This window comes from Bacillus sp. AR4-2 (assembly GCF_008274865.1).
In the GTDB taxonomy this organism is placed as follows: domain Bacteria; phylum Bacillota; class Bacilli; order Bacillales; family Bacillaceae_G; genus Bacillus_A; species Bacillus_A cereus.
On record NZ_CP031062.1, the window covers coordinates 3740842 to 3765521 of the forward strand.

The window sequence follows — 24680 nt, forward strand, 5'->3', positions numbered from 1 at the left end:
TATAACATAAATGATAATGAGCGGAACGAATAACCGTTATCTTCCAATGATTTCTACTTCTGTGTGCATATCTACATCAAATTTATCCTTAATTGTATGTTTTATTAATTCAATTAAAGACAATACATCTTGCGCTGAAGCTCCCCCGGTATTAACAATAAAATTGCCATGCATTTCAGAAATTTGAGCTCCACCAATCCTATAACCACGAAGCCCTGCTTTTTCTACTAAATCTCCTGCAAAATGTGGGATTGGATTCCGAAATACACTTCCTGCACACGGGTGATTCCATGGTTGCGTTTCACGGCGGTAATCTTTATTATTTTGCATGCTACGTACAATTTCTTCACGTTTTCCCGCCTGTAATTGAAACACCGCCTCTAAAACAATACCAGGACGTTTCGTTTGCAATACAGATGCCCGATAAGAAAACTCCAGTTCTTTATTCGTTAACCAGTCAATTGTACCGTCTTCAAACAGAATGAGAGCCTTCGATAATACACTCGATATATCCGATTTATGTGCACCTGCATTCATATATACTGCACCACCGACACTTCCTGGAATACCGCTTGCAAACTCCAATCCAGCTAACCCTTGACGACTAAGTAAAGTTGACAATTTAATAAGAGGATATCCACTACTAACTCTTACCTTATGTTTTTCGACCTCTAAGTGATCTAATCCTTCTCCTAAACGAATAACAACACCTTCTATGCCTTGATCAGATACAAGAAGGTTTGAACCGCGACCAATTACAGTCCACTTCGTTTTGTATTGTTTTACTAACTGTAATGTTTTTTCAATACCGGCTACATGCTTTGGCACAATTAAAATATCCGCTGGTCCACCTATTTTCATAGTTGTATAACGTGCTAACGGCTCGTTAACTAAAACACGACCAACGTCTGCTTCTATAAGCTCATTTACTAATTGTTCCATAGACAATCTCCCCCATATTAAGTCTCCTTATGACAATAATATGCAGGGCGTTCACCTAACGTTATCCCTCTATTTACGGGCAGTACAGCTCCTAAATCAAAATTAGGCGATAATAAAGAAATTAGGCGGAATGAGGATACCAGTAAACATCCGATTAGTGAAAGGTAATAATCAACGAGAGAGAATCACTCCCCGCTGATTAAAGCCTCACTTTATTTTTTTACAAGCTTATTCATTACTTCATACAGCTTATTTGCTGCATCTGGAATACCTAGTTGCTTAGCAGCTAGCTTCATATTTTGTAATGTTTGTGCATCTAATAAAATCTCATCAATATCACGAATAAGCGTTTCAGCTGTTAAATCTTTTTCTAGTAACATTTTTGCCGCTCCTTTATCAACAACTGAACGTGCATTCTTTTCCTGATGATTATTTGTTACATACGGACTCGGTATTAACACACTTGGTTTTCCTAACGCTGTTAATTCTGCAAGTGTTGTTGCCCCAGCCCTTGAAACAACAAGGTCTACACCAGTTAGTACCTCTGGCATATTATGAATGAACGGCTTAATAATAACATTGCTTGGGTTCCCTTTTTGCTTCACGGCTTCCATCACTTTGTCATAATGTACTTCACCTGTTACATATAGTATTTCGTAGCTTTTGTTCCCAAACTGTTCAATTGCTTCAACGAAGGCATCGTTAATCGGTCTAGCCCCACGACTTCCACCAAATATAAGTACAGACTTTTTAGGAAGAGAAAGCCCAACTGAACGTTTCCCCTTCATTCCATTTTGATCCATTACCTCTGATGCTCGTGGATTACCTGTCATTACCACTTTTGACTCTGGAAAATGCTCTATAGCTGCTTCAAAACAAACAGCAACTTTATCAACATAACGGCTTAAAAACTTGTTCGTTACACCTGGTACACTATTTTGTTCATGTACAATAGTTGGAATACCTAATTTGGCTGCAGCGTATACAACTGGTCCACATACATATCCACCCGTTCCAATTACGATATCCGGATTAAAACGACGAATATATCGTTTACTATCCTGTACACCTTTTAGAAAACGCATTACTGTTTTCACATTATCTAATGATATTTTTCGTTTAAATCCACTTATAACAATAGATTGAAATGGTATACCTGCTTTTGGAACGATTGTACTCTCTAGTCCATTTTCCGTACCAATATATAAAAATCTTGCTTCTGGATTTAACTTTTTTATTTCTCTAATTAAAGCAAGAGCTGGATAAATATGACCACCAGTACCCCCACCACTCACTAATACACGCACTACTAACTCCTCCGCTTCTCTTTTCTTATTTCCATTATATTTATTTCTATATACATATTGCATTTTTACACACATACGAAAAACCCTGTCTTATAAACAGGGTTTAGTAGCGAGAATGGCGACTTATATTTAATAATACACCTACTGCCATTAACATTAATGTCAAACTTGATCCACCATAACTTAAAAACGGCAAGGTAATACCCGTAACAGGCATCAGTCCTGTTACAACACCAACATTAATCATTACTTGAATCGCAATCATCGCCACAATACCTACTGCTAAAAACGTACCATATAAATCTGGCGCTCCTAATGCGATACGAATCCCGCGCCATAATAATAGACTAAATAATAATAACACAAATGAACCACCAATAAAACCTAATTCCTCGGATAAGATCGCAAATATAAAGTCAGTTTGTGGTTCAGGTAAATAAAGAAATTTTTGTCTACTTTGTCCAAGTCCAAGCCCAAATAATCCACCAGGTCCAATTGCAAGTAATGATTGGATAATTTGAAATCCACTCCCGAGCGGATCTGACCACGGATCTAAATATGATGTAATGCGTTTCATTCGATACGGTGCTGATGCAATTAACCCTACAAATCCTGCTACACCAATCAAACCAAACATTGCAAAGTGAAAGACCCTCGCTCCCGAAATGAATATCATAATGATACATGTCCCAACCATTACCGTTCCTGTCCCAAGGTCTGGCTGTAACATAATCATCCCAAAAGCAAGAAACACAAAACTAAGAGCCGGTAATAAACCACGTTTAAAAGATGTAATCAATTTTTGCCGTTCTGCTAAAAACTTTGCCAAGAAAATAATCATCGCAAACTTCATAAATTCTGACGGTTGAATCGAAAATGCTCCGATTCCAATCCAACTTCGTGCTCCTCCTCGAACAAGACCTACTCCAGGAATAAGAACGAGAATAAGAAGAATGAAGCAAACTAGCAAAATCACTTTTGAATACGTACGCCACACCCAATAATCAATTTTCATAATAAAAAACATAGCTACTACACCAAGACCCGCAAACAGTAATTGTCTTTTTGCAAAAAAGAATGAGTCCCCCATTTTATAAGAGGCCCAAACTGCACTCGCACTATAAACCATAATCATTCCGATTGTCAACAATGAAAGTGTTACGATGATGAGCATAAAATCAGGCGTTTTCTTCATTACCCACAAACACCACCTCTTTAGGCAGAACCTTTTGCCCTATGTAACAAAACATCAGTAGGTGTTAGCCTACTGATGTTTTGATTTACTTTATATAAGTTTATGCACAGCTTGTATAAAAATGTCTCCTCTTTCTTCAAATGTTTTAAATTGATCCCAGCTTGCACACGCTGGAGAAAGAAGAACGACATCACCATCTTTAGAATGAGCATAAGCTTTCACCACTGCTTCATCTAAAGTATCGACACTTTCAATTATATCTAATCCTGCTTTTTCTGCCGCTCTTACTAGTTTAGGAGCTGTTTGTCCAAATGTTACAATCGCTTTTACATTTTTGAAATACGGAATTAAATCATCGAATTCATTTCCGCGATCAAGCCCACCTGCTAGTAACACAATCGGTTGTGTAAACGCAGATAGTGCTTTCTCAGTCGCTAACATATTCGTTGCTTTTGAATCATTATAAAACTTACGGTTGTTAATCGTTGTTACATATTCTAAACGATGTTTTACACCCGTAAAACGTTTTAACACGACCGTAATTGCTTCATTAGAAGTACCTAATAATTTCGCAATACTCATCGCAGCTAAAATATTTTCTAGATTATGTTGACCAGGTAAAACGATATCGCTTACTTCAACAACTTTTTCACCTTTGAAATAAAGAGCGTTATCTTTTATACACGCACCATCTTCAATTTCTTTCGTTGTCGAAAACAGGATTTTTTGACCTTTAGAATACGCAGACAAAGCCATCACATCTGCATCATCCGCATTTATTACACTATAATCATTTTCTGTTTGGTTTTTAAAAATATTTGCTTTTGCTAAACCATATTCTTTCTTCGTCCCATGATAATCTAAGTGGGCCTCAAATAAATTTAAAAACGCAGCAATTTTAGGTTGGAACAATTCTACTCCCATCAATTGAAACGATGAAAGTTCTGTAACTACAACTTCATTTTCTTTTGCATCCTGTGCTACTTCACACGCTACAGTTCCAATGTTCCCTGCAATTACAGGATGCTTTTGTCCTTCTTTTAGCATTTCAAATGTCAGCATTGTCGTCGTCGTTTTACCGTTAGACCCCGTAATCCCAACAAATGGTGCTTCTGAAATACGATATGCTAATTCAACTTCCGTAACAATCGGAATTTGTTTTTCTTTCGCAGCAACTAATATTGGATTAGAATACGGGATTCCTGGATTTTTTACTACAAGAGAAATATTTCTCTCTAATAATTCTAAAGGATGACCACCGCATACAACGTCCATTCCTTTTGCTTGTAATTCTGCAGCAAGTACATTCTCTGCTAAAGGCTTTCCGTCATTTACAATAACATTTGCCCCTAGCTTTTGTAACAATGTAGCTGCTGCATAACCACTTTTTGCAATACCCAATACAAGAATATTCTTATTTTGAAATTCAGTTACAGTTTTCAATTACATCCACACCCCGATATAAATTCCTAACACAGCTAATAAAAATCCTGCAGACCAAAACGTCACAACAACACGCCACTCTGACCAACCGCATAATTCATAATGATGGTGTAATGGACTCATTTTAAAGACACGTTTTCCTGTTGTTTTAAATGAAATGACCTGAATGATAACCGATAAAGTTTCCATTACGAATACTCCGCCAATAATTACAAGTAGCAATTCTTGTTTTAATAAAATCGCTACAGCTGCAATGGCTCCACCTAAAGCTAATGAACCTGTATCTCCCATAAACACTTTTGCTGGATTCGCATTGAATACTAAAAATCCAAGTACAGCTCCTACAACTGCCATACAGAATATCGCTACTCCAAATTGCTCTTGTGCCACAGCAATAATACTAAATGCTCCAAATGCAATAGCAGCTGTTCCTGATAATAAACCATCTAAACCGTCAGTTAAGTTAACTGCATTTGATCCACCAATAAGCATAAATAGTACAAGTACGAAATACGCCCAACCTAATTCAAACTTAACATCCGTTCCCGGAATCATGATGTATGTGTGGAACGCTTGCCCTTTTCCAATTAAAAAGAATGCAATAGCAATAACAAGCTGACCTACTAATTTTTGCTTTGATGTTAAACCAAGATTTCTCTTCTTAACTACCTTTATGTAGTCATCTAAAAATCCAATCAATCCGTAACCAAACGTCACTAATAGTAATAACGAAACCTCTGCACCTAAATAATTAAACTTAATCGCCATAATAAGTGAAGTTACCATCATAGATACGTATATGACGATACCACCCATTGTCGGTGTCCCTGATTTTTTTTGATGTGACTTCGGTCCCTCATCACGAATACTCTGTCCGAACTTTAATTTTCTTAAAAATGGAATAAACAATGGCGAAAGGGCAACAGAAATTAAGAATGCTACCCCAGCCGTTACTAATAAACCTTGCTCAAGCACATGTAGTCCTCCTCTCACGTTGTTACTCTTCGTTGTTTAAACGCCCTGTAATTGCTTCTTTAGCAACTTCACGATCATCGAAATGATGAACTTCTTTACCAATAATTTGATACGTTTCATGCCCCTTACCAGCAATAATAATGATATCATCTGCTTTCGCTTTAGCGATTGCATGGTGTATTGCTTCTTTTCTATCAATGATCATTTCATAATTTTTCCCGCTTGCACCATGTACCATATCATCTAAAATAGCCGCTGGATCTTCACTTCTTGGATTATCTGATGTATAAATTGCATGAGTTGCATATTTTGTTGCAACACTTGCCATTATCGGTCTCTTCGTTCGGTCCCTATCGCCGCCACAACCAACGATACAATACACATCACCTTTTGCAAATTGTTTTGCAGTTTTTAATACATTTTCTAAACTATCTGGCGTATGTGCGTAATCAACAATAACTGTATAATTTTGCCCTCCATCAACAACTTCAAAACGTCCTGGAACCCCAGCTAAATCCTTTATAACAGCAATGATTGTTTCTAATTTCACACCCGAAACAAGTCCTGCTGCTGTTGCTGCAAGTACGTTATATACATTAAATTTACCTATTAATTTCATTGTAACATTTACACTTTCATATGGTGTGACAAGCGTAAATGTAGTCCCGCCACTCGTCATAACGATATTTTTTGCCATAATGTCACTTGTTGTATCAATACCATATGTTACAACTGTTGCTGCAGTACTTCTCATATACTCTTCTGTTACATTATCATCGCTATTCAGCACAGCGTACTTTTCACGATTATGATTATAACTATTGCCAAGCTGTGCAAATAGTAACCCTTTTGCATGTTTATATTCTTCCATCGTTTTATGATAGTCTAAATGATCTTGTGTTAAATTCGTAAACACCGCTACATCGTAATCACATCCGTGTACACGACCAAGATTTAACGCATGTGACGAAACTTCCATTACCGTGCTGTCCACACCTTGTTCAACCATTTTTGAAAACGTCTGTTGAAGTGTTAGTGCATCTGGTGTTGTATTTTTCACCTCAAATGTTTCATCACCGATTTTCATATTAATCGTTCCAATTAGCCCTGTTTTATGACCATGTGCTCGCATAATCTCATCCATAATATGCGATGTTGTTGTCTTTCCATTTGTACCTGTAATTCCGATTAAATGTAACTTGTGTGTCGGTTGACCATAAAAATAATCAGCTAAAACCGCTAACGAACGAAAAGTATTTTTCACAAGTACAACTGGAACGTCAACATCAATTGGTCTTTCCGCAACAATAGCAGCCGCTCCTTGTGCCGCTGCTTGCTTAGCAAAATCATGGCTATCAACCGTATATCCTTTCATACATACAAATAAGCTTCCCTCTTTCACTTTACGTGAATCAGCTTCTATAGATGTGATTTCTGGATTTTCTTTTGGAACAACTGGAAAATCATGCAAACATGATACAAGTGTATGCAACTTCATTTCACTAAACCCTCTCTACATTGTTTATTTATCTTTTTTTCAGTAAGCAACACATTACCTCCTATATAAGGAGGTAAGTGCTACTGACCTATTTATGAATGAGACACTTACTGTCTCAAATTAAGTAACTGTTCTATAAAGAACTCACTTCCACCAATTGTACCATAAAACGTACTATGTTACCTTTAATTCCCGAAGTAAATTCTAATTTTTGAGCCTTCTTTTACTTTAGCTCCCGCTTCTGGTGATTGTTTAATTACTTTCTCTCCATCTCCACTTATATCAAGCTTCAAATCGACGAGTTGTGTTTGTAAGTCTTTCTTTTTCATTCCAATTAAATTCGGAACTTCCACAGTTGGTGTATCGCCCCATTTATATTCTTTCTCAACTTGTTCTTTTCTCGGTTTCACTCCCATAACAGGAAGCGCATCTCGAAGGATATTCCCGACAATCGGAGCTGCTACCACTCCACCAAACTGTGTAACCCCTTTTGGATTATCAACAGCAACATACACAACAATCTCTGGATCATCCGCTGGAGCAAATCCGATAAAAGATACTATATAATTATTCTCTAAATATTTACCATCTTTCACCTTTTGAGCAGTACCCGTTTTTCCACCTACACGATATCCATCAATATAAGCACCTTTACCAGAACCTTTCGCTACAACATTCTCTAATGCATAACGAACTTTTTCTGAAGTTTCCTTGGAAATAACTTTTCTTTTCTCAACAGGTGTCTTTTTACTAACAACTTGATTATTTTTCGGATCAATAAACTCCTTAGCTATATACGGCTGATACAATGTTCCACCATTTACAGCCGCCGCTACAGCTGCTACTTGTTGAATTGGTGTAACAGAAACCCCTTGGCCGAATGAAGTTGTTGCTTGCTCTACTGGACCAACTTTATCTAAATTAAATAAAATCCCACTGCCTTCACCTTGCAAGTCAATTCCAGTCTTCTGCCCAAAACCAAAATTACGAATGTATTTAAATAATCGGTCTTTACCAAGGCGATCACCAAGTTCAATAAATCCCGGGTTACATGAGTTTTGAACGACTTCTAAAAACGTTTGACTGCCATGACCTCCTGCTTTCCAGCATTTCAATCTAGCTCCACCTACTTCAGCTGCTCCATCATCATAAAACGTATCCTTCTCTAAGTCTACTAAATTTTCATTCAATGCTGCAGCTAATGTAATGATCTTAAATGTCGAACCAGGCTCATACGTACTCCATACAGGTAGATTTCTGTTATACACTTCTGGAGAGACACTTTGAAAATCCGCTGGGTCAAAACTCGGTCGACTAGACATACCTAAAATTTCACCATTTTTAGGATTCATTGCAATCGCAATCATACCGTCAGGATTATAAGTTGACTCCGCAATATTCATTTCTCTTTCCATAATCCTTGTAATACGCGCATCGATTGTTAATCCTAAATTTAAACCAGCTTCTGGCTTTTTGAAATCATCACCAACATTAGGCATCCTTTGTCCTTTCGCATCTGCAAAAAAACGCACATGACCTTTGTCCCCATTTAGCTCTTTATCATAATATTTTTCTAGTCCCATAAGACCTTGGTTATCGCTACCTGCAAAACCTAATACATGTGATAAAAAGTTTCCAAATGGATAGTACCGGATAGAATCCTCTGCGATATACACGCCCTTCAAACTTAATCCTCGTACTTCTTTCGCTTTGTCATGTGATATTTTCCTTCCGCCTTTATCTAACCTTACAATCGATTCTTTTTTTGTAATCCTTTTATAAATCTCATCTTTTTCCACACCTAATACTGCAGCTAACTTCTCTGCAGTCTCTGCTGGTTTTTCAATTTGCCTCGGTACAACAAAGACAGTTGGAGCACTTTTATTCGTGGCAAGTTCCACACCATTTCGGTCTAAAATTTTCCCACGTTCGGGTTCAAAAGTAATATTACGACTCCATGAATCTTTCGCACGATCCGTTAACATATTCCCAAGAAAAAATTGCACATATCCAAGACGAATATCGATAATAGTGAAAATAAGTATACCTGATATAAGTATAAAAATAAGTCGTTTTCTAACTGTTACATTTGATACACGCATATCGGAACAAGCCTCCCTTACGCCTAGCTTGTTCCAATATATGCTTGTACTTATTTAATTAGAACTTATTCTCTTTTACCATTACGGCTTTTCTGCTTCTTGCTGTGGTTCGAGTGGCGGTACGAGTGTGACACCTAATTCTGTACCAGGTTGTAATAATGTTCCTTCCGCCACACTTTGTTCTGTTACGTATCCTGTACCAGAAGGTTTCAAGTTAAGCTGTAATGTCTTCGCTAAATTCATAACATCACGCAGTGCCCATCCTTGTATATTTGGCATTGTAGGCTTATCTCCTACCAAGAAGACTCGGTCGCCTTTTAATGTTTGTTCAGTCGCTTTTGGTACTTGTTGCTGTACTTTCCCTTCACCTAGTACGATTGGACGAAGTTTTGCTTTATCAATCGCTTTCCCCGCTTCAGCCATCGTTTTACCAGTTACATCTGGAACAGTAGTTTGTTGTTCTTTCAGATGTTTTTTCGGATCTTTCACTTCATTTGGCTTAATCTTTAAATACTCTAAACTATTTTTTGTTACATATTTAAAAATATCAGCTAAAGGTTGTGCGCCGTTCTCGTCATCTTTTAATTTCGGCTGTTTAACAGCTACATACACGACAAGTTGTGGATCGTCCATTGGTGCCATACCTAAGAATGAGAATATATAATTCTGTCTTCCTGTCATATAGCCGCCTTTTCCATCCGGAATTTGCGCTGTACCTGTTTTACCACCAACTGAATATCCATCAATTTTATAAGCTGTCCCTGTACCTTTCGGAGATGTAACAACACGTTCTAATAACTGTCTTACTTGCGCTGCTGTTTCCTTTGTAACAGGTTTTCCTACTTCTTCTGGCTTATGTTCTAATTTTACTTTGTCTGTTATCGGATCTACAATTTTATCAATTGCATAAGGTTTCATCATTTTCCCATCATTTGCAATGGCCGTTGCAGCTTGTACAAGCTGAATTGGTGTTACAGTGGAACCTTGTCCAAAAGCTGTTGTCACTTGTTGTATTTGCTGATCAAATAAAATTGTATTCGATCCTTCACCTGATAAATCAATGTTCGTTTTTTCATCTAATCCAAAACTATGAATATATTTTCGGAAACGTTCTGGACCAAGTTTTTGATCTCCTAAAATTGCAAACGCTACGTTTGAAGAACGCTCTACCCCTTCATCAAACGTGATAGAGCCCCAACCAGCACCGCCATTATGATCTTTTATTTTCCTATTTCCGACTTGATATGTCCCGGATTGATAATAATCTTGTCCTTTGTACACACCTTCATTAATAGCTGCCGCTAACGTAAAAATTTTCATTGTTGATCCAGGTTCAAATGCATTGGCAATCGCGTCATTGAAGAAATATTTAATTTGGCGATCATTAGGGTCATAACTAGGTTTAGTAGACATCGCTAATATTTTCCCAGTTTTCGGATCTGCAACAATCCCTATTAAACTTTCTGGCTCATATTGCTTACTTGCTGCTTTCATCGCGTCTTCTAAATAACTTTGGACACGTTGATCAATTGTTAAATAAGCGTTATCTCCATTTTTAGGTGCCTTTACATTAACTTTTCCCCCATCAAGGGACACACCTTTACGATCACCTGTATATGCTACTTCTCCGTTCGAAGCACTTAAGTATTTATCCAAGCTTTTCTCTATGCCAAATTGACCTACCGAGGTTCCATTCTCATTTGGTTTTGCATGACCTATAACGTAAGATGCAAAATCACCGTTTGGATACACCCTTGCATTTTCTGTAATAAAAGATATTCCCGGCAACTTCAACGCTTCTATTTGTTCCTTCTTTTCTTTCGTCAAATCCTTGCCTAACGTTCCAAATTCGACTTGACTTCTACCTTCCTTGTTTAAAGAAGCTAAAATATCCTCTTCGCCTTTTCCAAGTACTCCTGCAATTTTCTTTGCAGTATCTTCTTTATTCTCAACTGAGTTAGCACCTTTTAGTGCAGCTACCATTTTGTAAGAGTTTGCGTCTTGCGCTAACACATGACCGTTTTGATCATAAATGGTTCCTCGGTTCGCTTCAAGAACTCCTGTTTTACTATGCTTTTGTTTAGCAAGTGCATCTAAATCCTGATTATGAACTGTTCCTGTTGATTGTATGTAAAAAAATCGGGCTAATAACAGCAAAAAGAGCAGGAGGAAAAATATCATAAAATAACCTGCTCCCTTATTGGTATGAAATTTAGTCATATTCTTCTTCATCGTTCCTTCACACCTATTGCCTTATTTGAGGCCTTTCACATTATTCGCATTAATTTCTAGCCCGTGTTTTTTTGCAACTTCAGCGATCCGTTCATAGCGACTTAACTTCTCTACTTCAGCTTGTAATTCTTGATTTTCTTTTTGCTGCTGTACAATTTTTTCTTCTATCGTCGCTGCTTCTACATTAACTTGATAAAGGCCTGCTTTATTTCCAATAAACGCGACACAGGCATACAATAAAAAGCCAATAAACGCTACATACAACAGTTTTTCGATTCTTGTAATTTTCGCTTTAACCTTCGGCTTAGCCATCTGCTGTGGGGGCGTTTGAATTTGCACCTCTTCTTGCGCTTGTTGTTTGTACTTTACAGCTAAATTAGTCATACCTCTCTCTCCCTTTTATCGTTTTTCAGCGATTCTCAACTTCGCAGAACGCGCACGATTATTTTCTTCTAGCTCTATATCAGAAGGTAAAATCGGTTTTCTTGTAATAAGCTTTAATTTCGGCTTAAATTCATCAGGAATAATCGGTAATCCTGGCGGCAATTGTGGCGTTGTACTATTTCGCTTAAACGTTGTTTTACAAATACGATCTTCTAATGAATGGAATGTTATAACACTAACCCTTCCACCTGGCTTAACCATCTCAATAGCAGATTCCAATGCTTCTTCAAATACTTTTAATTCATCATTTACAGCTATACGAATTGCCTGAAACACTCGCTTAGCAGGATGCCCACCCGTTCTGCGAGCAGGAGCCGGAATACCTTCTTTAATTAGCTCTACTAATTCTCCTGTCGTTTCAATAGCTTTATTCTCACGATAAGCTTCAATTTTTCTTGCAATTTGTTTTGAAAATTTCTCTTCACCGTATTGGAAGAAAATCCTTACAAGTTGTTCATATGACCAGCTATTTACAACATCGTACGCTGTTAATGGGGCATCTTGATCCATCCGCATATCTAGCGGTGCATCATGATGATAACTAAAGCCTCGTTCTGGTGTATCTAATTGTGGGGATGAAACACCTAAATCAAATAAAATACCGTCTACTTCTGTTATACCTATTTCCTGCAGTTTTTCAGCTAAATAACGGAAGTTACTCTTTACTGTTATAAACTGTTCACCGTATGAAGAGAACTTTTCTTTCGCGTTTTGAATCGCTATCTCATCTTGATCAAACGCTATTAATTTTCCACCTTCAGTTAATTGGGATAATAAATAAGAACTATGTCCTCCTCCCCCCAGTGTACAATCTACATATGTACCATCTGGCTTTATATCTAAGCCGTCTACTGTTTCCTTTAAAAGCACTGTTACGTGTTTAAACATTGTTGCACCTACTCTTTTTCCAATTAATTATGTTGAATGTATCCCTTCCTCTAAACACATATTTCACGCTTAGAGAATGAAATAATACGAAAGAACGACTCATTTAACTTACCAACAAAGGCAACATACTATACAAATCGCTATTTTCTTTTATTATATACTAAATTTTATCATCTTTTGCGGGAATTTAAATAAAAAACTGTCGAAAAAGCGAATAATACGTTTACATTTTGTGCTATTTTGTCATATATTTAAGTATCCAACACAATTGCCATATTTAACACTTTTTTGATTGATAATTCAGAAAAAAATCACTTCACAGTAAATTCAACGGAATAAAAATAAAATCCTGCTCCAAAGAGCAAGATTTTATAGTTTTATAACATGATGTTTTCCGTCCCAAGAAAAAGGTTTTTCCATTACACGATCAACGAAATCCAAACCAAACTGATTTAAATAATAACATACATTCCACACACGTTCTTGCGGTGCACCTAATGGACGAAGTGCGAATTGTATACGGCGGAATTTATTTAGCTGAACCTCATACTTTTTCTCAACATTTCTTTTCAACATTCTTTCCAGCAGTTCAATTTGTTCATTAATTTTCAATTCGTTTTTCCCTGCAAACGCACCTAACCCTGGCTCTATTTTCTTTACAAATTGCTGTAAAGATGTATGAATATCGGCAATTTCTTTTTTCGCCTTTTCAAAATGATCATCAATCGGTTCCTCTATTTGATTAGACAACCAGTTTTCACGCAATTTATCGACATCATTTAAAAACGGATCACTTTCTCTCAATTGCAAATCAAATAAATCCGTCGCTATATCTCTCTCCACATAAGTAATTGTAAGACGAGGAACGACAGGTGGCATTTGAAAACCGACAGTATGGAATACTTGTTGTAATTCACTCCAATAAGCTAATTCTCCTGGACCTCCAATAAATGCGAGCGTAGGAAATACATACTCTTGCATAAGAGGACGTGTTACAACATTATTACTAAAACGTGCCGGATTTCTCTCCATCTCTTCAATCAACTCTTCGTATGAAAAGGAATGCGCCCCATCCTTTCCAACAAACTTACCTTGTTGATCTTCAAGCAATACTCGTTCATTATCTATTTCCATGAATATATGCACTGCATGAGACTTCGTTTCAATAATCGGTTTGTATCCTAGTTCTTTCATTACTTCTTGCTGATTACGAAGCCCCTCTTGTATCTCTTTATACTTACTTATAATTCGCTTAAAAAATGGAATTTCTAACTTTCTTAATTCAGGATGATGTGAATCAACAAGGATTAAACCAGAATTAGCAAAGATTTTCGTAATAAGATGAGCAAAGAAATCTACATACGTATTCGATTTTTTCAAAGCATCATCAACAAATTTTAATACATCCTTTGTAAAATTTGTTTCTGGGTATGTTTTAAAAATCTCTTCAATCCAATTTCTACAATCTTCAACAGAAAGTTCAGACTCAGAAGCACTCGCTTTTTTCGGATTACGGTCATAAAAAATAGTTTTTTTCATCTTTTTATTTTTCGCTACAAAAGTATGGTTAATCTCATCCATATCATGGTCTTCACCCGCAATCCAGAAGACAGGGACAACTTTAACTCCTAAACTTTCTTCCTTTTCCTTTGCAAGCTGTAAAATTGAAATAACTTTATGAATTGTATAAAGCGGTCCAGTTAATAACCCTGCTTGTTGTCCAGCTATAACAACATATGTATTTTCATCTCCAAGCGCTTTTACATTTTGAAGTGTAGATTCTCCCGCTTGTAATTTTGTATTATATTCTAATAAATGCGCTACTAAATCTTGGCGGAAAAACTCCCTTTCACGCAAATCATGTAAACGTTGTTTAAAAGCATCTTCTGTTAACATATAATCAAAACATGACTGTATCTCTTTTTTACCGTTCATATAGTCCGCTACAACACCTTGTTGCGGAACAGAGATTTCTTTTATCTCCATATAATTCTTCCTTTCGTATCCAGTTCTCTCACCAATCCACATTGTAGTCAATGTTTCACGTAAAAGCAAAGAATAACACTTATACTCTTGTTTCTAACCCTTTTATTGCATCGAACAAAAATTGAAGTGTCGGAACTGGTAGTTGCTGTTTCTTAGCTTCTTCTAATACATATCCAACAATCGCATTAATTTCCGTCTGTCTATTCGCTCTTACATCCGCTAACATAGAGGATGTATTACGAGACGTTCCTTCACACACATTTCGTACCATTTGCCATACCATTTCTTTTTCTCCTCTAATAAGAAATGCGACCTCCTGAAACACTTGCTCCATCATTTGATAAAAAAAACGATTCGTGATTAATTCACCATTCTTAACTCCCAATAGTGCTGTCAATGGATTGATACATACATTTACTACTAATTTTTTGTGCATAATCTCTTCCCAATCCGTTTCTATTTGAACTGGAAAATAAGTAACAGGAAAATAACGGCATATTTTCTTGAAATGTATAGATTGACCACAAACCACTCCAAATTTTGTTACCCCTATCCCAGTATGATGAACGATATGCCCTCCCTCTTTTTTCGCACCATGTTCTACAATACCAACAGCTATATTTTCACTCCCTATTTTCAGCATCTTTTGAAGATGCGACATTCCGTTTTGCAAAAAGATTAATGATGATGCCCCTTCCACAAACGGTAGTACGTCATCTATATGATATTGCTTCACAGAAATAAATATATAATCTAAATTTTGTGCTACCATACTTTCTATCGGTAAAACAGATGGATATACTGTTTCACATCTTCCATCTCTAATACAAGTTACACCTGTTTCATTCAACTCTTCAGCCTGCTTAGCCGTTCTTGTAAACAACGTAACATCTTGGTTACTTTTTTGTAAATAAAATGTATACAATAGACCAATAGCACCTGGTCCGACAATTCCAATTTTCATTTTCACACAAGGGATTCACATTAAGCGCCCTTGCCTCCCCTCCTTTTTATATCTTTTTAAAGTACATGAGCACGCCCTATAATTTCGTTGTCCTCTGCCAAACAAATACACTCTCTTTTTTCGCTATGTATAATACTGCCTATTAATACACTTGTACTCTTAGTTTAGCAAATCCTCAAAAAAATAATAAAAGAAATATACTATCTTCTTCATAAAAATAAAAAAATGAGTTATACTATTATTGTAAATATTTTTACTTTTCTGCATTCAACAAGATAACAAAAGGATGTGATGTAATGGGATTCCCAAAAGTTGAGCGCTTGCTCATCAATTATAAAACGTTAGATGAATTCAAAAAATTTAAAGGGTGCGGAGCCCAAGAACTATCTATGCTGGAAGAATTGCAAGCAAACATTATTGAAAACGACAGTGAATCTCCATTTTATGGCATTTATTATGGTGGATCACTAATCGCACGTATGAGTCTATATATGAAAAGAAACGGCGGAGAACCATTCGAAATTACAGGTCCTTACCTAGAACTTTATAAACTTGAAGTATTACCAACTTTTCAAAAACAAGGATTCGGGCAAATGCTTGTAAATCATGCGAAACAAATGCAATTTCCTATTAAAACAATAGCACGTATTCATTCAGCTGGTTTTTGGGATAAATTAAATTTCAACCCCGTATCAGTAACTGATGGTGATTTTTATATTTGGCATCCAGAAACAAATTTGAATGCGGTTACAAACGAAGAATCGGCTTAAGAAATAAAAAAACAGCTGTATAACAGCTGTTTTTTATTTCTTAAGCTTCTCTAACTTCTCATTCGAGCGAGCATTGTTTCTTTCCGCTACCATTACACTTCTTTTTTGATCGATATAATCAAGTAATGTTCTATACTCTTCTTCATATACTGATAATCGCTCCAGAAGGCGCTCTCTTTCTGTTTGTAATGATTCAACTTGTTGTTGCAACACCGTTAAAGAGTTTTCATCTTTATAATTTTGCAAGAAATCAATAACATCATTCAACGTAATTGACGTAGGTTCTAACACCTTTGTCTCTTTCACTTCATAATGTTCTACTTTACGAAGTTGCTTTGCTTCCTCAATACGTTCTTTATATTGCTTTCTTACGTAAGAATTCCACCTAAACCCACATGCTGCTGGTGTACGAGATAAATTTTTTCCCACTTCCTTAAAGGCAGAAAGTTGTGTTCCACCTTCTCGAATATGCCGGAGTACTACTTCTGCCAGAAGCAAATCTTCATCATCAGTCCAAGCATCTTGTCTTGTTGTCGCCATCTCTCTAGTCCTCCCTATGCATTTTTTATTAAGCATATGCAGTTACTAGAAAAGATAGAATACAACAACTAAAGATTAAGACAAAAAAAATAAACGCAGAAGATATCTTCTGCGTTTATTTTCCCGCAATTACTTGCTGATTACTTCTTTACCTTTGTAAGTACCGCATGCTTTACATACACGGTGAGCTAATTTCGCTTCACCACAGCTTGGGCACTCTACCATACCAGGTACTGATAATTTGAAATGCGTACGACGCTTTCTTTTTACTGTTTTAGAAGTTCTTCTAAAAGGTACAGCCATTCTTCCCACCTCCTTAAAAGAAATAGTTATTTTCATATGAAGGCCTGAACCAGTCTTCCGATTATTTGTCAAAAAACTTTGCAAGTCCTGCCAATCTTGGATCAACAGTCTTTTCTTTGTCTTCTTCCGAAATCACTTGCCAGTCTTGACCTTGCGTCGGTGCTCCACCAGAAACATCATCACTGAAAATTTGCATTGGAATCTCCAAAAGTATATTTTCCTTGATTACGGGCAGTAAGTCAAGTACTTCTCCTTCTAAAGAATGAATTTCAGCTTCAGTTTCAAATTCTTCTTGTGAAGTTTGGAACACCTCAGTTGTTTTAATGTCAAATGGTAATGTCACATCTACTAAAGAGCGAGAACATGGTAAAACCATGCTTCCAGTTATATGTAGATGAAACGTAAACTTACCGGAGCCAAAATCAACTCTTCCCGTTACATGAACAGGATTAATTTCACGAATATCTTTCTCGACCTCTTTTAGCTCACTTACATCTACCATCTCATCCAATGTCAATCCTTTATTTCTCAATTTATTCAATTGATGGATGGACCATTTCATATCATATCACCTCAAGGCAACAAACAAAATTATAGCTAGCCATTTTATATTTGTCAATGTTTTTTCTTTACACTATAATGAAGTCATCATAGTAAATAATATATAGAGTATCACGTTTTTCAAAAAGATGCTACATCGAAAGGAGAGATTACCATAAAAGCTGGTGGTATTGTTGTTGAATATAACCCTTTTCATAACGGTCATCTTTATCATGTGCAACAGACAAAAAAGTTAACACAATCCGATATAATAATTGCCGTTATGAGTGGTCCTTTTTTACAGCGTGGTGAGCCCGCACTCATTTCCAAATGGTATCGCACTAAAATGGCCTTAGCAAACGGCGTAGACCTTGTTGTAGAGCTTCCATACGTCTTTGCAACACAAAAGGCTGAAACCTTCGCAAATGGTGCTATTTCCATTTTAAATGCCCTACGTGTTTCCGAAATTTGTTTCGGTAGTGAGGATGGACAAATCGAAAATTTTTATAATACCATCTCCATACAAAAAAACGAAGAAGAGACTTTTAACTGCCTTGTAAAACAATTCATGGACGCTGGTAATAGTTATGCAAAAGCAACATCGGATGCTTTCTCACACATTTTAACATCTGAAAAAAACATAGATATGTCACAACCAAATAATATTTTAGGCTTCCAATATATGAAAGCAATTCTGTCACAAAATAGCTCTATACAAGCTCAAACTATAAAAAGATTTGCCTCTCATTATCATGATGAAACATTTAATGACCAACATATTGCAAGCGCGACAAGCATCCGAAAACAACTCTTTAGCGAAGAAGGATCATTTACAACAATTGAACCTTTTCTCCCACAGGCAACCACTTCGCTTTTAGCAAATTACAAACAAAACTACGGGATATTACATAATTGGGAACAATACTTTTCATTTTTTAAATATAGACTCATGACGATGTCTCCAGGGGACTTACGACATATATATGAAATAGAAGAAGGTTTAGAGCATCGTATTTTATCAAAAATACAAAACAGTTCCTCCTTCTATTCATTCATGGAAGCATTAAAAACAAAACGTTATACATGGACTAGATTACAAAGAGCTTGTACACACATTTTAACAAACACAACAAAAGAGGATATACGTAGCGCAAATATAGAACAACACGCACCATATATTCGCCTGCTAGGCATGTCACAAAAAGGACAAACTTACCTTTCAAAAAATAAGAAAAAAATCGAACTTCCAATCCTTACTCATACAAAAACATTCGACCATGCCGCTTTAGATATAGAGAAAAAAGCAAACTCTGTATATTTCTCCATCATGCACGAACCGTTACGCACACAACTATTAAAACAGGATATAACACACCATCCTATTCGCTATGATGAAACAACTACAAAATTCCTATAAAAAACCTCTCTATTTCAGAGAGGTTTTTTCCTTATCCATCTTTTCTAAATATGTTAACGCATCATCCAGCGTATCCACTGGTACAATTTTCATTTTTGTTTTAATATCCTTTGCAGTCTCAAGTGCATCTTTATAGTTCGATTTCTCCGCACCTTTTTCATTTGGCGCAAAGAACACTTCAGCCCCAGCATCGCTAGCAGCCACCACTTTTTGATTTATACCACCAATCGGGCCCACTTCTCCTTTTTCATTAATTGTACCTGTTCCAGCTATTTCATGTCCTTTCGTTAAGTCTTCTTCCACAAGTTGATTATATATTTCTAATGTGAACATTAAACCTGCGGATGGTCCACCAATTTCATGAGAATTAATTTTCACTTTCGGATCGACCACTAATTCTCTTTCCGTAACGATAGAAACACCTATACCGACACGTCCATTCCCATTAGGAATCGTCTTTACATTTAAATTCTCTTTCAATTGTTTTCCATTTCTCATGTACTCAATACTTACAGCATCATTTTCTTTTTTCCCTGTCATATATTCAATAAATTGCTCCGTCTTTTCAAACGTTTTTCCGTCAACAGCTATAATAACATCACCAAGCTTAAGCTTTCCTTCTGACGGCATTCCTTTTGCCACACCAGCAACTAATACACCTTTATTTTCAAAAGATACTGAGCGATTTGCACGTTTATATGCATTATAAATTGCTGCATTTTGTGAATCTTTCATCGCATAATTTTGGCGAAATTGATATTCTTCATCACTCTCACCTTTTTGCAATATTTCTTCCGCTTTCGAAATATGTGTATATTTATTAAACTGTGCCGCTATTAAATTCACCACATTTGCTGGTCCCATTGAAACCGTAACAAGCATAAAATCACCAGATTCTTTCGTTCCACCCTCAACTTGAACATAAGGCTCTAATTTGGCAGCCATTCCTGGTTTTGTTATATAATACGGTAAACGTACGTAAACAAGTAACATCGCCAATATAACCCCTATTAAGATTGCATATATAAACCGAAAACGCTTAAACATTATGTTTCTCCTTCCACTGCTCAATTAATAAATAAATATTTGAAATATGTTTTTCTGCTTCTACTTCTCCAACTCGAATAATGTCTTCAATGTTTGTAAAAGCACGTGAACTAAATTGCTCTACAGCTGGTCGCATCATTAAATCCGATGCAATTTGCCGATTCATTACAAGCTCATGCTGCATAATTTCAATACTTTGCATGATTACGTCATAAATGGACGTAACATCGCCATTTACCTTAATTGGAGATACATCAACAGCGATAACAATATCGGCCCCTAACTCTTTCACAACCGATACTGGGATGCGATCAATGACTCCACCATCCACTAATAATCTTCCATCTATTTTTTCTGGTACAAACACTCCAGGAACAGATATGCTAGCCCTCACCGCATCTGCAACTGGCCCACTTGTAAAAACCACTTTTTCCCCCTTCAATATGTCAGTAGCCACAACAGCCGTCGGGATATCTAACTCTTCTAAATTTTTATTATATGTAAACATTTTAATCATATCTTTGACACGTTTTCCAGCAATAAATCCCATTTTCGGTACCGTGAAATCTAAATAATACTTCCGCTTAAAAACAGATGCCAATTTATACAATCTTTCAACGTTACTACTTGCCGCATAAAACGTACCTATTAGCGCCCCCATACTACTTCCTGCAATCATGTGAATAGGGATACCCGCTTCCCTTAAAACCTTTATTACACCAATATGAGCAAACCCTTTCGCTCCTCCAGACCCAAGTGCTAAACCAATCTTTGGTTCTTTCATTTTTCTCACCCTTTAATTTTTTTCATTCCTTTTTCATACTTATGGTCTAAATTCACTACGTATCCACGTATACTGAAATGAACGTTTTTTGGGACAAAGGGGGATTTACTTACATGTATGAAAAATGGAAAACCGCTTTCCTTACCATATCAACGCTATTTTTAACCTTTTCTCTTGTACTCCACCCCCAAGCCGCTTTGCAAGCTTCTATTCGCGGGTTAAATATATGGTGGGAAGTTGTATTCCCTTCACTACTACCGTTTTTCATCATTGCGGAACTTCTAATTAGTATCGGTGTTGTAAAATTTATTGGCGTTATATTAGAACCACTCATGCGCCCACTTTTTCGCGTTCCAGGGATAGGCGGATTTGTTTGGGCGATGGGAATGGCTTCTGGTTTCCCTGCAGGCGCCAAATTAAGCGCTAGACTACGAAAAAGCAATCTTTTAACTCAGATTGAAGCGGAGCGCCTCGTTTCTTTCACAAATTCTTCTAATCCACTTTTTATTTTCGGTGCTGTGTCTATCGGTTTTTTTAATAATCCGAAATTAGGAATTATATTAGCCGCTGCCCATTATTTCAGTAACTTTGCTGTCGGATTAATTATGCGTTTTTACGGCGATAATACCGCTTACAAAATTAATACACACACTACAAAAAAACGTCGCTTTCAAAACCCTTTTTTAATCCTTCACGAGACACGCTTACAAGAAAAAAGACCAATTGGTAAATTACTTGGGGATGCCATTGTTTCTTCTATTCAAACATTACTTATGATTGGCGGATTTATTATTTTATTCTCTGTGTTAAATAAAATGATTACTGTATTTCACATTACAGCAGCTCTTTCTTTTATTATGCAACATATTTTATCATTCTTCCAACTAAGTACAGATTTTAGTATACCTATATTATCAGGTATTTTCGAAATGACACTCGGAAGCCAAATGATTAGTCAAATAAATGAAACACCGCTCTTACAACAAGCTATGGTAACAAGCTTCATTTTAGCATTTAGTGGTCTTTCTATTCAGGCACAAGTTGCTAGCATATTAGCTGAAACAGATATCCGATTTAAACCCTATTTTTTCGCACGAATTATTCAAAGTATTCTTGCCCCTATTTTTACATTTGTATTTTGGACACCATTTTATGAGAAAGTGAGTTCTTTCTCGCCTATGCCAAAAGATATTCCTGTATTTTTATCCGAGCATCCTTCTATACTACATGAAATTTGGACATCTTTTATACATTATGGACCAATTTTCACATTATTTTGTCTATACTTATATGTTATTTTATTATTTTTGCGCACATATAAAGAAAAACCCCGTTCACTTTAACGGGGTTTGAAACTTTTCTTTTAAAGCACGTTCTACAATAGGAGGTACAAGATCTACTACACTTCCTCCATACCTCGCAACTTCTTTTACAATACTCGAGCTTAAAAATGAATATTGATTGTTTGTCATAATAAAAAATGTTTCAATATTTTCATCTAATTTTCGATTCATAGAAGTAATTTGCATCTCATATTCAAAATCAGAAACTGCTCGTAAACCACGTAATATTGCATTTGCATTACGCATTTTTGCATACTCTACTAATAGCCCACTATGCGAATCTACTTTTACATTCGGGATATCCTTTGTCGCTTCTCGAATTAATTCTAATCGCTCTTCAACTGAAAAGAATGGTTTTTTTGATGAATTGTTTAAAACGACTACGTACACCTCATCAAATACTTTTGCTCCCCTTTTAATAATATCCAGATGCCCAAGGGTAATTGGATCAAAACTTCCTGAAGAAATAGCTATACTTGTCATTCTGTCCCCTCACCTTCATACTTATAAATCGATATTGCAGTAACCCCATAATTCTCAGCTCGTACTTTTACAAGCCTTCCTATTGAATTAGGTAAAACTACATCATTACCATGCTCTGCCATAATTAATCCATCACTATGTAGCAATCCATGTTGATCCATTATACTAATTAAAGATACAATTTTTTGCTCTTTATATGGAGGATCTATCAATATAAGATCGAATGACATTTCACGTTTTATTAGCGCCTTTACTGCACGTTCAGCATCATTTCGATATACTTCAGCTTGTTCCTGTACTCTACAACTTTCTAAATTTTGATGAATTACTTTTATCGCTTTACTATCCCGATCAACAAAAATTGCTTTATCAATCCCTCTGCTCAAAGCCTCAATTCCAAGACCACCACTACCACCAAATAAATCAAGGGCGATACCACCATCAAAATAAGGACCTATCATATTAAAAATAGATTCTTTTACTTTATCTGTCGTTGGACGTGTTGTATTACCAGGAACCGCTTTAAGTGGGTGTCCTTTACATTTTCCTGAAACTACTCTCATCTGTTGTCACTACCTTTATTTCAATCTATCGAGCGATTATAGAAAGCCATTCCCACTTCGGTAACCGTTAACAAACCACATTCACCTAACTATAGGAAAACTCGGCCTCAAATAACCTCTCGTTATTTTTATGTATTCATCTCATCATTCACTAATATGAACCCAATATGTATATTAGTTCCACTTTATCTTTTTTATCCTATCACAAAATAAAAAAAAGAAAAATAAAAAGCCCAACATAAAATTTAATTTCATTATGTATATCTTCATTTAGATTGGACATAAATAATTATAACAACATCACCTTCGATGTTGTTGCCAACCGCGGAGAAGACTTACGTTTCCCCATAAGTTCTTCCTCCGGTTTCTCCTCTCCCTTTGCCTTCTTACTAGTACATGCTAGTATAAGAAGGGCCCTGCTATGCAGGGTTTTTTTTCTTTGTGTGCTTTTCATTTAAAAAGTGAAATGGTACAGTAAAAGAAAGAGGAGGAAAAGATATGATTCAACGCTTTATAGAACTTGGAGAAGGCTACTCTGATTTATATGAATTACTTGAAATTGCCAAAACAAATCAAGAACGTATAGCACATATGTTACAATTTGAAACGATAAAAAACGATAAAAAAGTATGTTCGCTTGTTGTAATATTAAAACCAACTACTACTGGTGATTTCCAACCATTATACATATGTCGTGAAGGCATTCCTGTATTTGAAAATAAAAAAAGTAAACGTGTCATTTTATTTGAAGAAACGGCGGAACAACTCGGAAAAAAAGTGGCTACCTTTACTGTAAAACCATCTACAACTTTCCCAGAAAAAGAACTATTTTTTAATCATTTAATTGGTATTTTACGAATGAACAATTTCATTCCTCCGATGAAATAACACGTTATTTCAAGTGAAAAATCCCC

At 36.2% G+C, this 24680-nt stretch carries 23 protein-coding genes; 4 read left to right on the top strand and 19 right to left on the bottom strand.

Going from position 1 to position 24680, the window contains the following annotated elements; genetic code table 11:
- Positions 1-36: 36 nt before the first annotated feature.
- The 12 genes from murB to panE form a co-directional block, all read right to left on the bottom strand.
- Positions 37-942: a UDP-N-acetylmuramate dehydrogenase gene (gene murB / locus DN399_RS19150; RefSeq protein WP_149149897.1), complete on the bottom strand. Its 906-nt coding sequence runs from the start codon at positions 940-942 to the stop codon at positions 37-39.
- A 212-nt stretch (positions 943-1154) separates the two neighbouring features.
- The gene (gene murG, locus DN399_RS19155) at positions 1155-2249 is read right to left on the bottom strand and encodes an undecaprenyldiphospho-muramoylpentapeptide beta-N-acetylglucosaminyltransferase (protein WP_025709060.1); all 1095 of its coding nucleotides are present in this window, start codon (positions 2247-2249) and stop codon (positions 1155-1157) included.
- Positions 2250-2352: 103 nt separating this feature from the next.
- Positions 2353-3444 carry a stage V sporulation protein E gene (spoVE, locus tag DN399_RS19160; RefSeq protein WP_000753524.1) on the bottom strand — a complete coding sequence of 364 codons (1092 nt, stop codon included), beginning with the start codon at positions 3442-3444 and terminating at the stop codon, positions 2353-2355.
- Between the two features lie 90 nt (positions 3445-3534).
- Entirely contained in the window at positions 3535-4887 is a 1353-nt protein-coding gene (gene murD / locus DN399_RS19165; protein WP_000860116.1) for a UDP-N-acetylmuramoyl-L-alanine--D-glutamate ligase, read from the bottom strand.
- Positions 4888-5862 carry a phospho-N-acetylmuramoyl-pentapeptide-transferase gene (gene mraY / locus DN399_RS19170; protein WP_000893060.1) on the bottom strand — a complete coding sequence of 325 codons (975 nt, stop codon included), beginning with the start codon at positions 5860-5862 and terminating at the stop codon, positions 4888-4890.
- A 22-nt stretch (positions 5863-5884) separates the two neighbouring features.
- On the bottom strand, positions 5885-7360 hold the full coding sequence (gene murE / locus DN399_RS19175) for a UDP-N-acetylmuramoyl-L-alanyl-D-glutamate--2,6-diaminopimelate ligase (RefSeq protein ID WP_000766320.1): 1476 nt from the start codon (positions 7358-7360) through the stop codon (positions 5885-5887).
- 185 nt (positions 7361-7545) lie between these two features.
- Positions 7546-9462 (bottom strand): stage V sporulation protein D, encoded by a 1917-nt coding sequence (locus DN399_RS19180; protein ID WP_001266234.1) that lies wholly within the window; start codon positions 9460-9462, stop codon positions 7546-7548.
- A gap of 81 nt (positions 9463-9543) precedes the next feature.
- Positions 9544-11694, bottom strand: a complete 2151-nt coding sequence (locus DN399_RS19185; protein ID WP_000739963.1) for a penicillin-binding protein — start codon at positions 11692-11694, stop codon at positions 9544-9546.
- 21 nt (positions 11695-11715) lie between these two features.
- Complete coding sequence (gene ftsL, locus DN399_RS19190; protein WP_000182804.1) at positions 11716-12078, bottom strand: cell division protein FtsL; 363 nt, start codon at positions 12076-12078, stop codon at positions 11716-11718.
- A 15-nt stretch (positions 12079-12093) separates the two neighbouring features.
- Entirely contained in the window at positions 12094-13026 is a 933-nt protein-coding gene (gene rsmH, locus DN399_RS19195; RefSeq protein WP_000472508.1) for a 16S rRNA (cytosine(1402)-N(4))-methyltransferase RsmH, read from the bottom strand.
- A gap of 369 nt (positions 13027-13395) precedes the next feature.
- The gene (bshC, locus tag DN399_RS19200) at positions 13396-15012 is read right to left on the bottom strand and encodes a bacillithiol biosynthesis cysteine-adding enzyme BshC (protein ID WP_016123283.1); all 1617 of its coding nucleotides are present in this window, start codon (positions 15010-15012) and stop codon (positions 13396-13398) included.
- Positions 15013-15091: 79 nt separating this feature from the next.
- A complete protein-coding gene (panE, locus tag DN399_RS19205; protein ID WP_033687782.1) occupies positions 15092-15976 on the bottom strand; it encodes a 2-dehydropantoate 2-reductase in 885 nt (294 codons plus the stop codon).
- Positions 15977-16272: 296 nt separating this feature from the next.
- Here panE and DN399_RS19210 point away from each other — a divergent pair, with 296 nt between their 5' ends.
- Complete coding sequence (locus tag DN399_RS19210) at positions 16273-16746, top strand: N-acetyltransferase (protein WP_000506694.1); 474 nt, start codon at positions 16273-16275, stop codon at positions 16744-16746.
- A gap of 33 nt (positions 16747-16779) precedes the next feature.
- Here the strand turns inward: DN399_RS19210 and DN399_RS19215 are convergent, their stop codons facing one another.
- The 3 genes from DN399_RS19215 to DN399_RS19225 all read right to left on the bottom strand — a co-directional run bounded on the left by DN399_RS19215 (position 16780) and on the right by DN399_RS19225 (position 18151).
- Positions 16780-17286 (bottom strand): RsfA family transcriptional regulator, encoded by a 507-nt coding sequence (locus DN399_RS19215; RefSeq protein WP_000246467.1) that lies wholly within the window; start codon positions 17284-17286, stop codon positions 16780-16782.
- A 129-nt stretch (positions 17287-17415) separates the two neighbouring features.
- On the bottom strand, positions 17416-17589 hold the full coding sequence (gene rpmF, locus DN399_RS19220) for a 50S ribosomal protein L32 (protein ID WP_001984764.1): 174 nt from the start codon (positions 17587-17589) through the stop codon (positions 17416-17418).
- Positions 17590-17650: 61 nt separating this feature from the next.
- Positions 17651-18151 carry a YceD family protein gene (locus DN399_RS19225; protein WP_000872149.1) on the bottom strand — a complete coding sequence of 167 codons (501 nt, stop codon included), beginning with the start codon at positions 18149-18151 and terminating at the stop codon, positions 17651-17653.
- 213 nt (positions 18152-18364) lie between these two features.
- Here DN399_RS19225 and DN399_RS19230 point away from each other — a divergent pair, with 213 nt between their 5' ends.
- Positions 18365-19546, top strand: coding sequence for a nucleotidyltransferase (locus DN399_RS19230; RefSeq protein ID WP_002182932.1), 1182 nt, complete (start codon positions 18365-18367; stop codon positions 19544-19546).
- A 9-nt stretch (positions 19547-19555) separates the two neighbouring features.
- Here DN399_RS19230 and DN399_RS19235 read toward each other — a convergent pair whose 3' ends face one another.
- Both DN399_RS19235 and DN399_RS19240 read right to left on the bottom strand, forming a co-directional pair.
- Positions 19556-20593 (bottom strand): SepM family pheromone-processing serine protease, encoded by a 1038-nt coding sequence (locus tag DN399_RS19235; protein WP_000476280.1) that lies wholly within the window; start codon positions 20591-20593, stop codon positions 19556-19558.
- Positions 20586-21377 (bottom strand): patatin-like phospholipase family protein, encoded by a 792-nt coding sequence (locus DN399_RS19240; protein ID WP_000662588.1) that lies wholly within the window; start codon positions 21375-21377, stop codon positions 20586-20588. The genes DN399_RS19235 and DN399_RS19240 overlap by 8 nt, the downstream gene beginning before the upstream one ends.
- Positions 21378-21490: 113 nt before the next feature.
- Between DN399_RS19240 and ylbJ the strand changes: the two genes are divergently transcribed.
- Positions 21491-22720 carry a sporulation integral membrane protein YlbJ gene (gene ylbJ, locus DN399_RS19245; RefSeq protein ID WP_000273082.1) on the top strand — a complete coding sequence of 410 codons (1230 nt, stop codon included), beginning with the start codon at positions 21491-21493 and terminating at the stop codon, positions 22718-22720.
- Here the strand turns inward: ylbJ and coaD are convergent.
- Both coaD and rsmD read right to left on the bottom strand, forming a co-directional pair.
- Complete coding sequence (gene coaD / locus DN399_RS19250) at positions 22712-23203, bottom strand: pantetheine-phosphate adenylyltransferase (protein WP_000200601.1); 492 nt, start codon at positions 23201-23203, stop codon at positions 22712-22714. The genes ylbJ and coaD overlap by 9 nt on opposite strands.
- Positions 23200-23766: a 16S rRNA (guanine(966)-N(2))-methyltransferase RsmD gene (rsmD, locus tag DN399_RS19255; protein WP_006928276.1), complete on the bottom strand. Its 567-nt coding sequence runs from the start codon at positions 23764-23766 to the stop codon at positions 23200-23202. The genes coaD and rsmD overlap by 4 nt, the downstream gene beginning before the upstream one ends.
- Before the next feature lie 498 nt (positions 23767-24264).
- Here rsmD and DN399_RS19260 point away from each other — a divergent pair, with 498 nt between their 5' ends.
- Positions 24265-24654, top strand: a complete 390-nt coding sequence (locus tag DN399_RS19260; RefSeq protein ID WP_000616017.1) for a DUF7147 family protein — start codon at positions 24265-24267, stop codon at positions 24652-24654.
- The last annotated feature ends 26 nt before the right edge of the window (positions 24655-24680 follow it).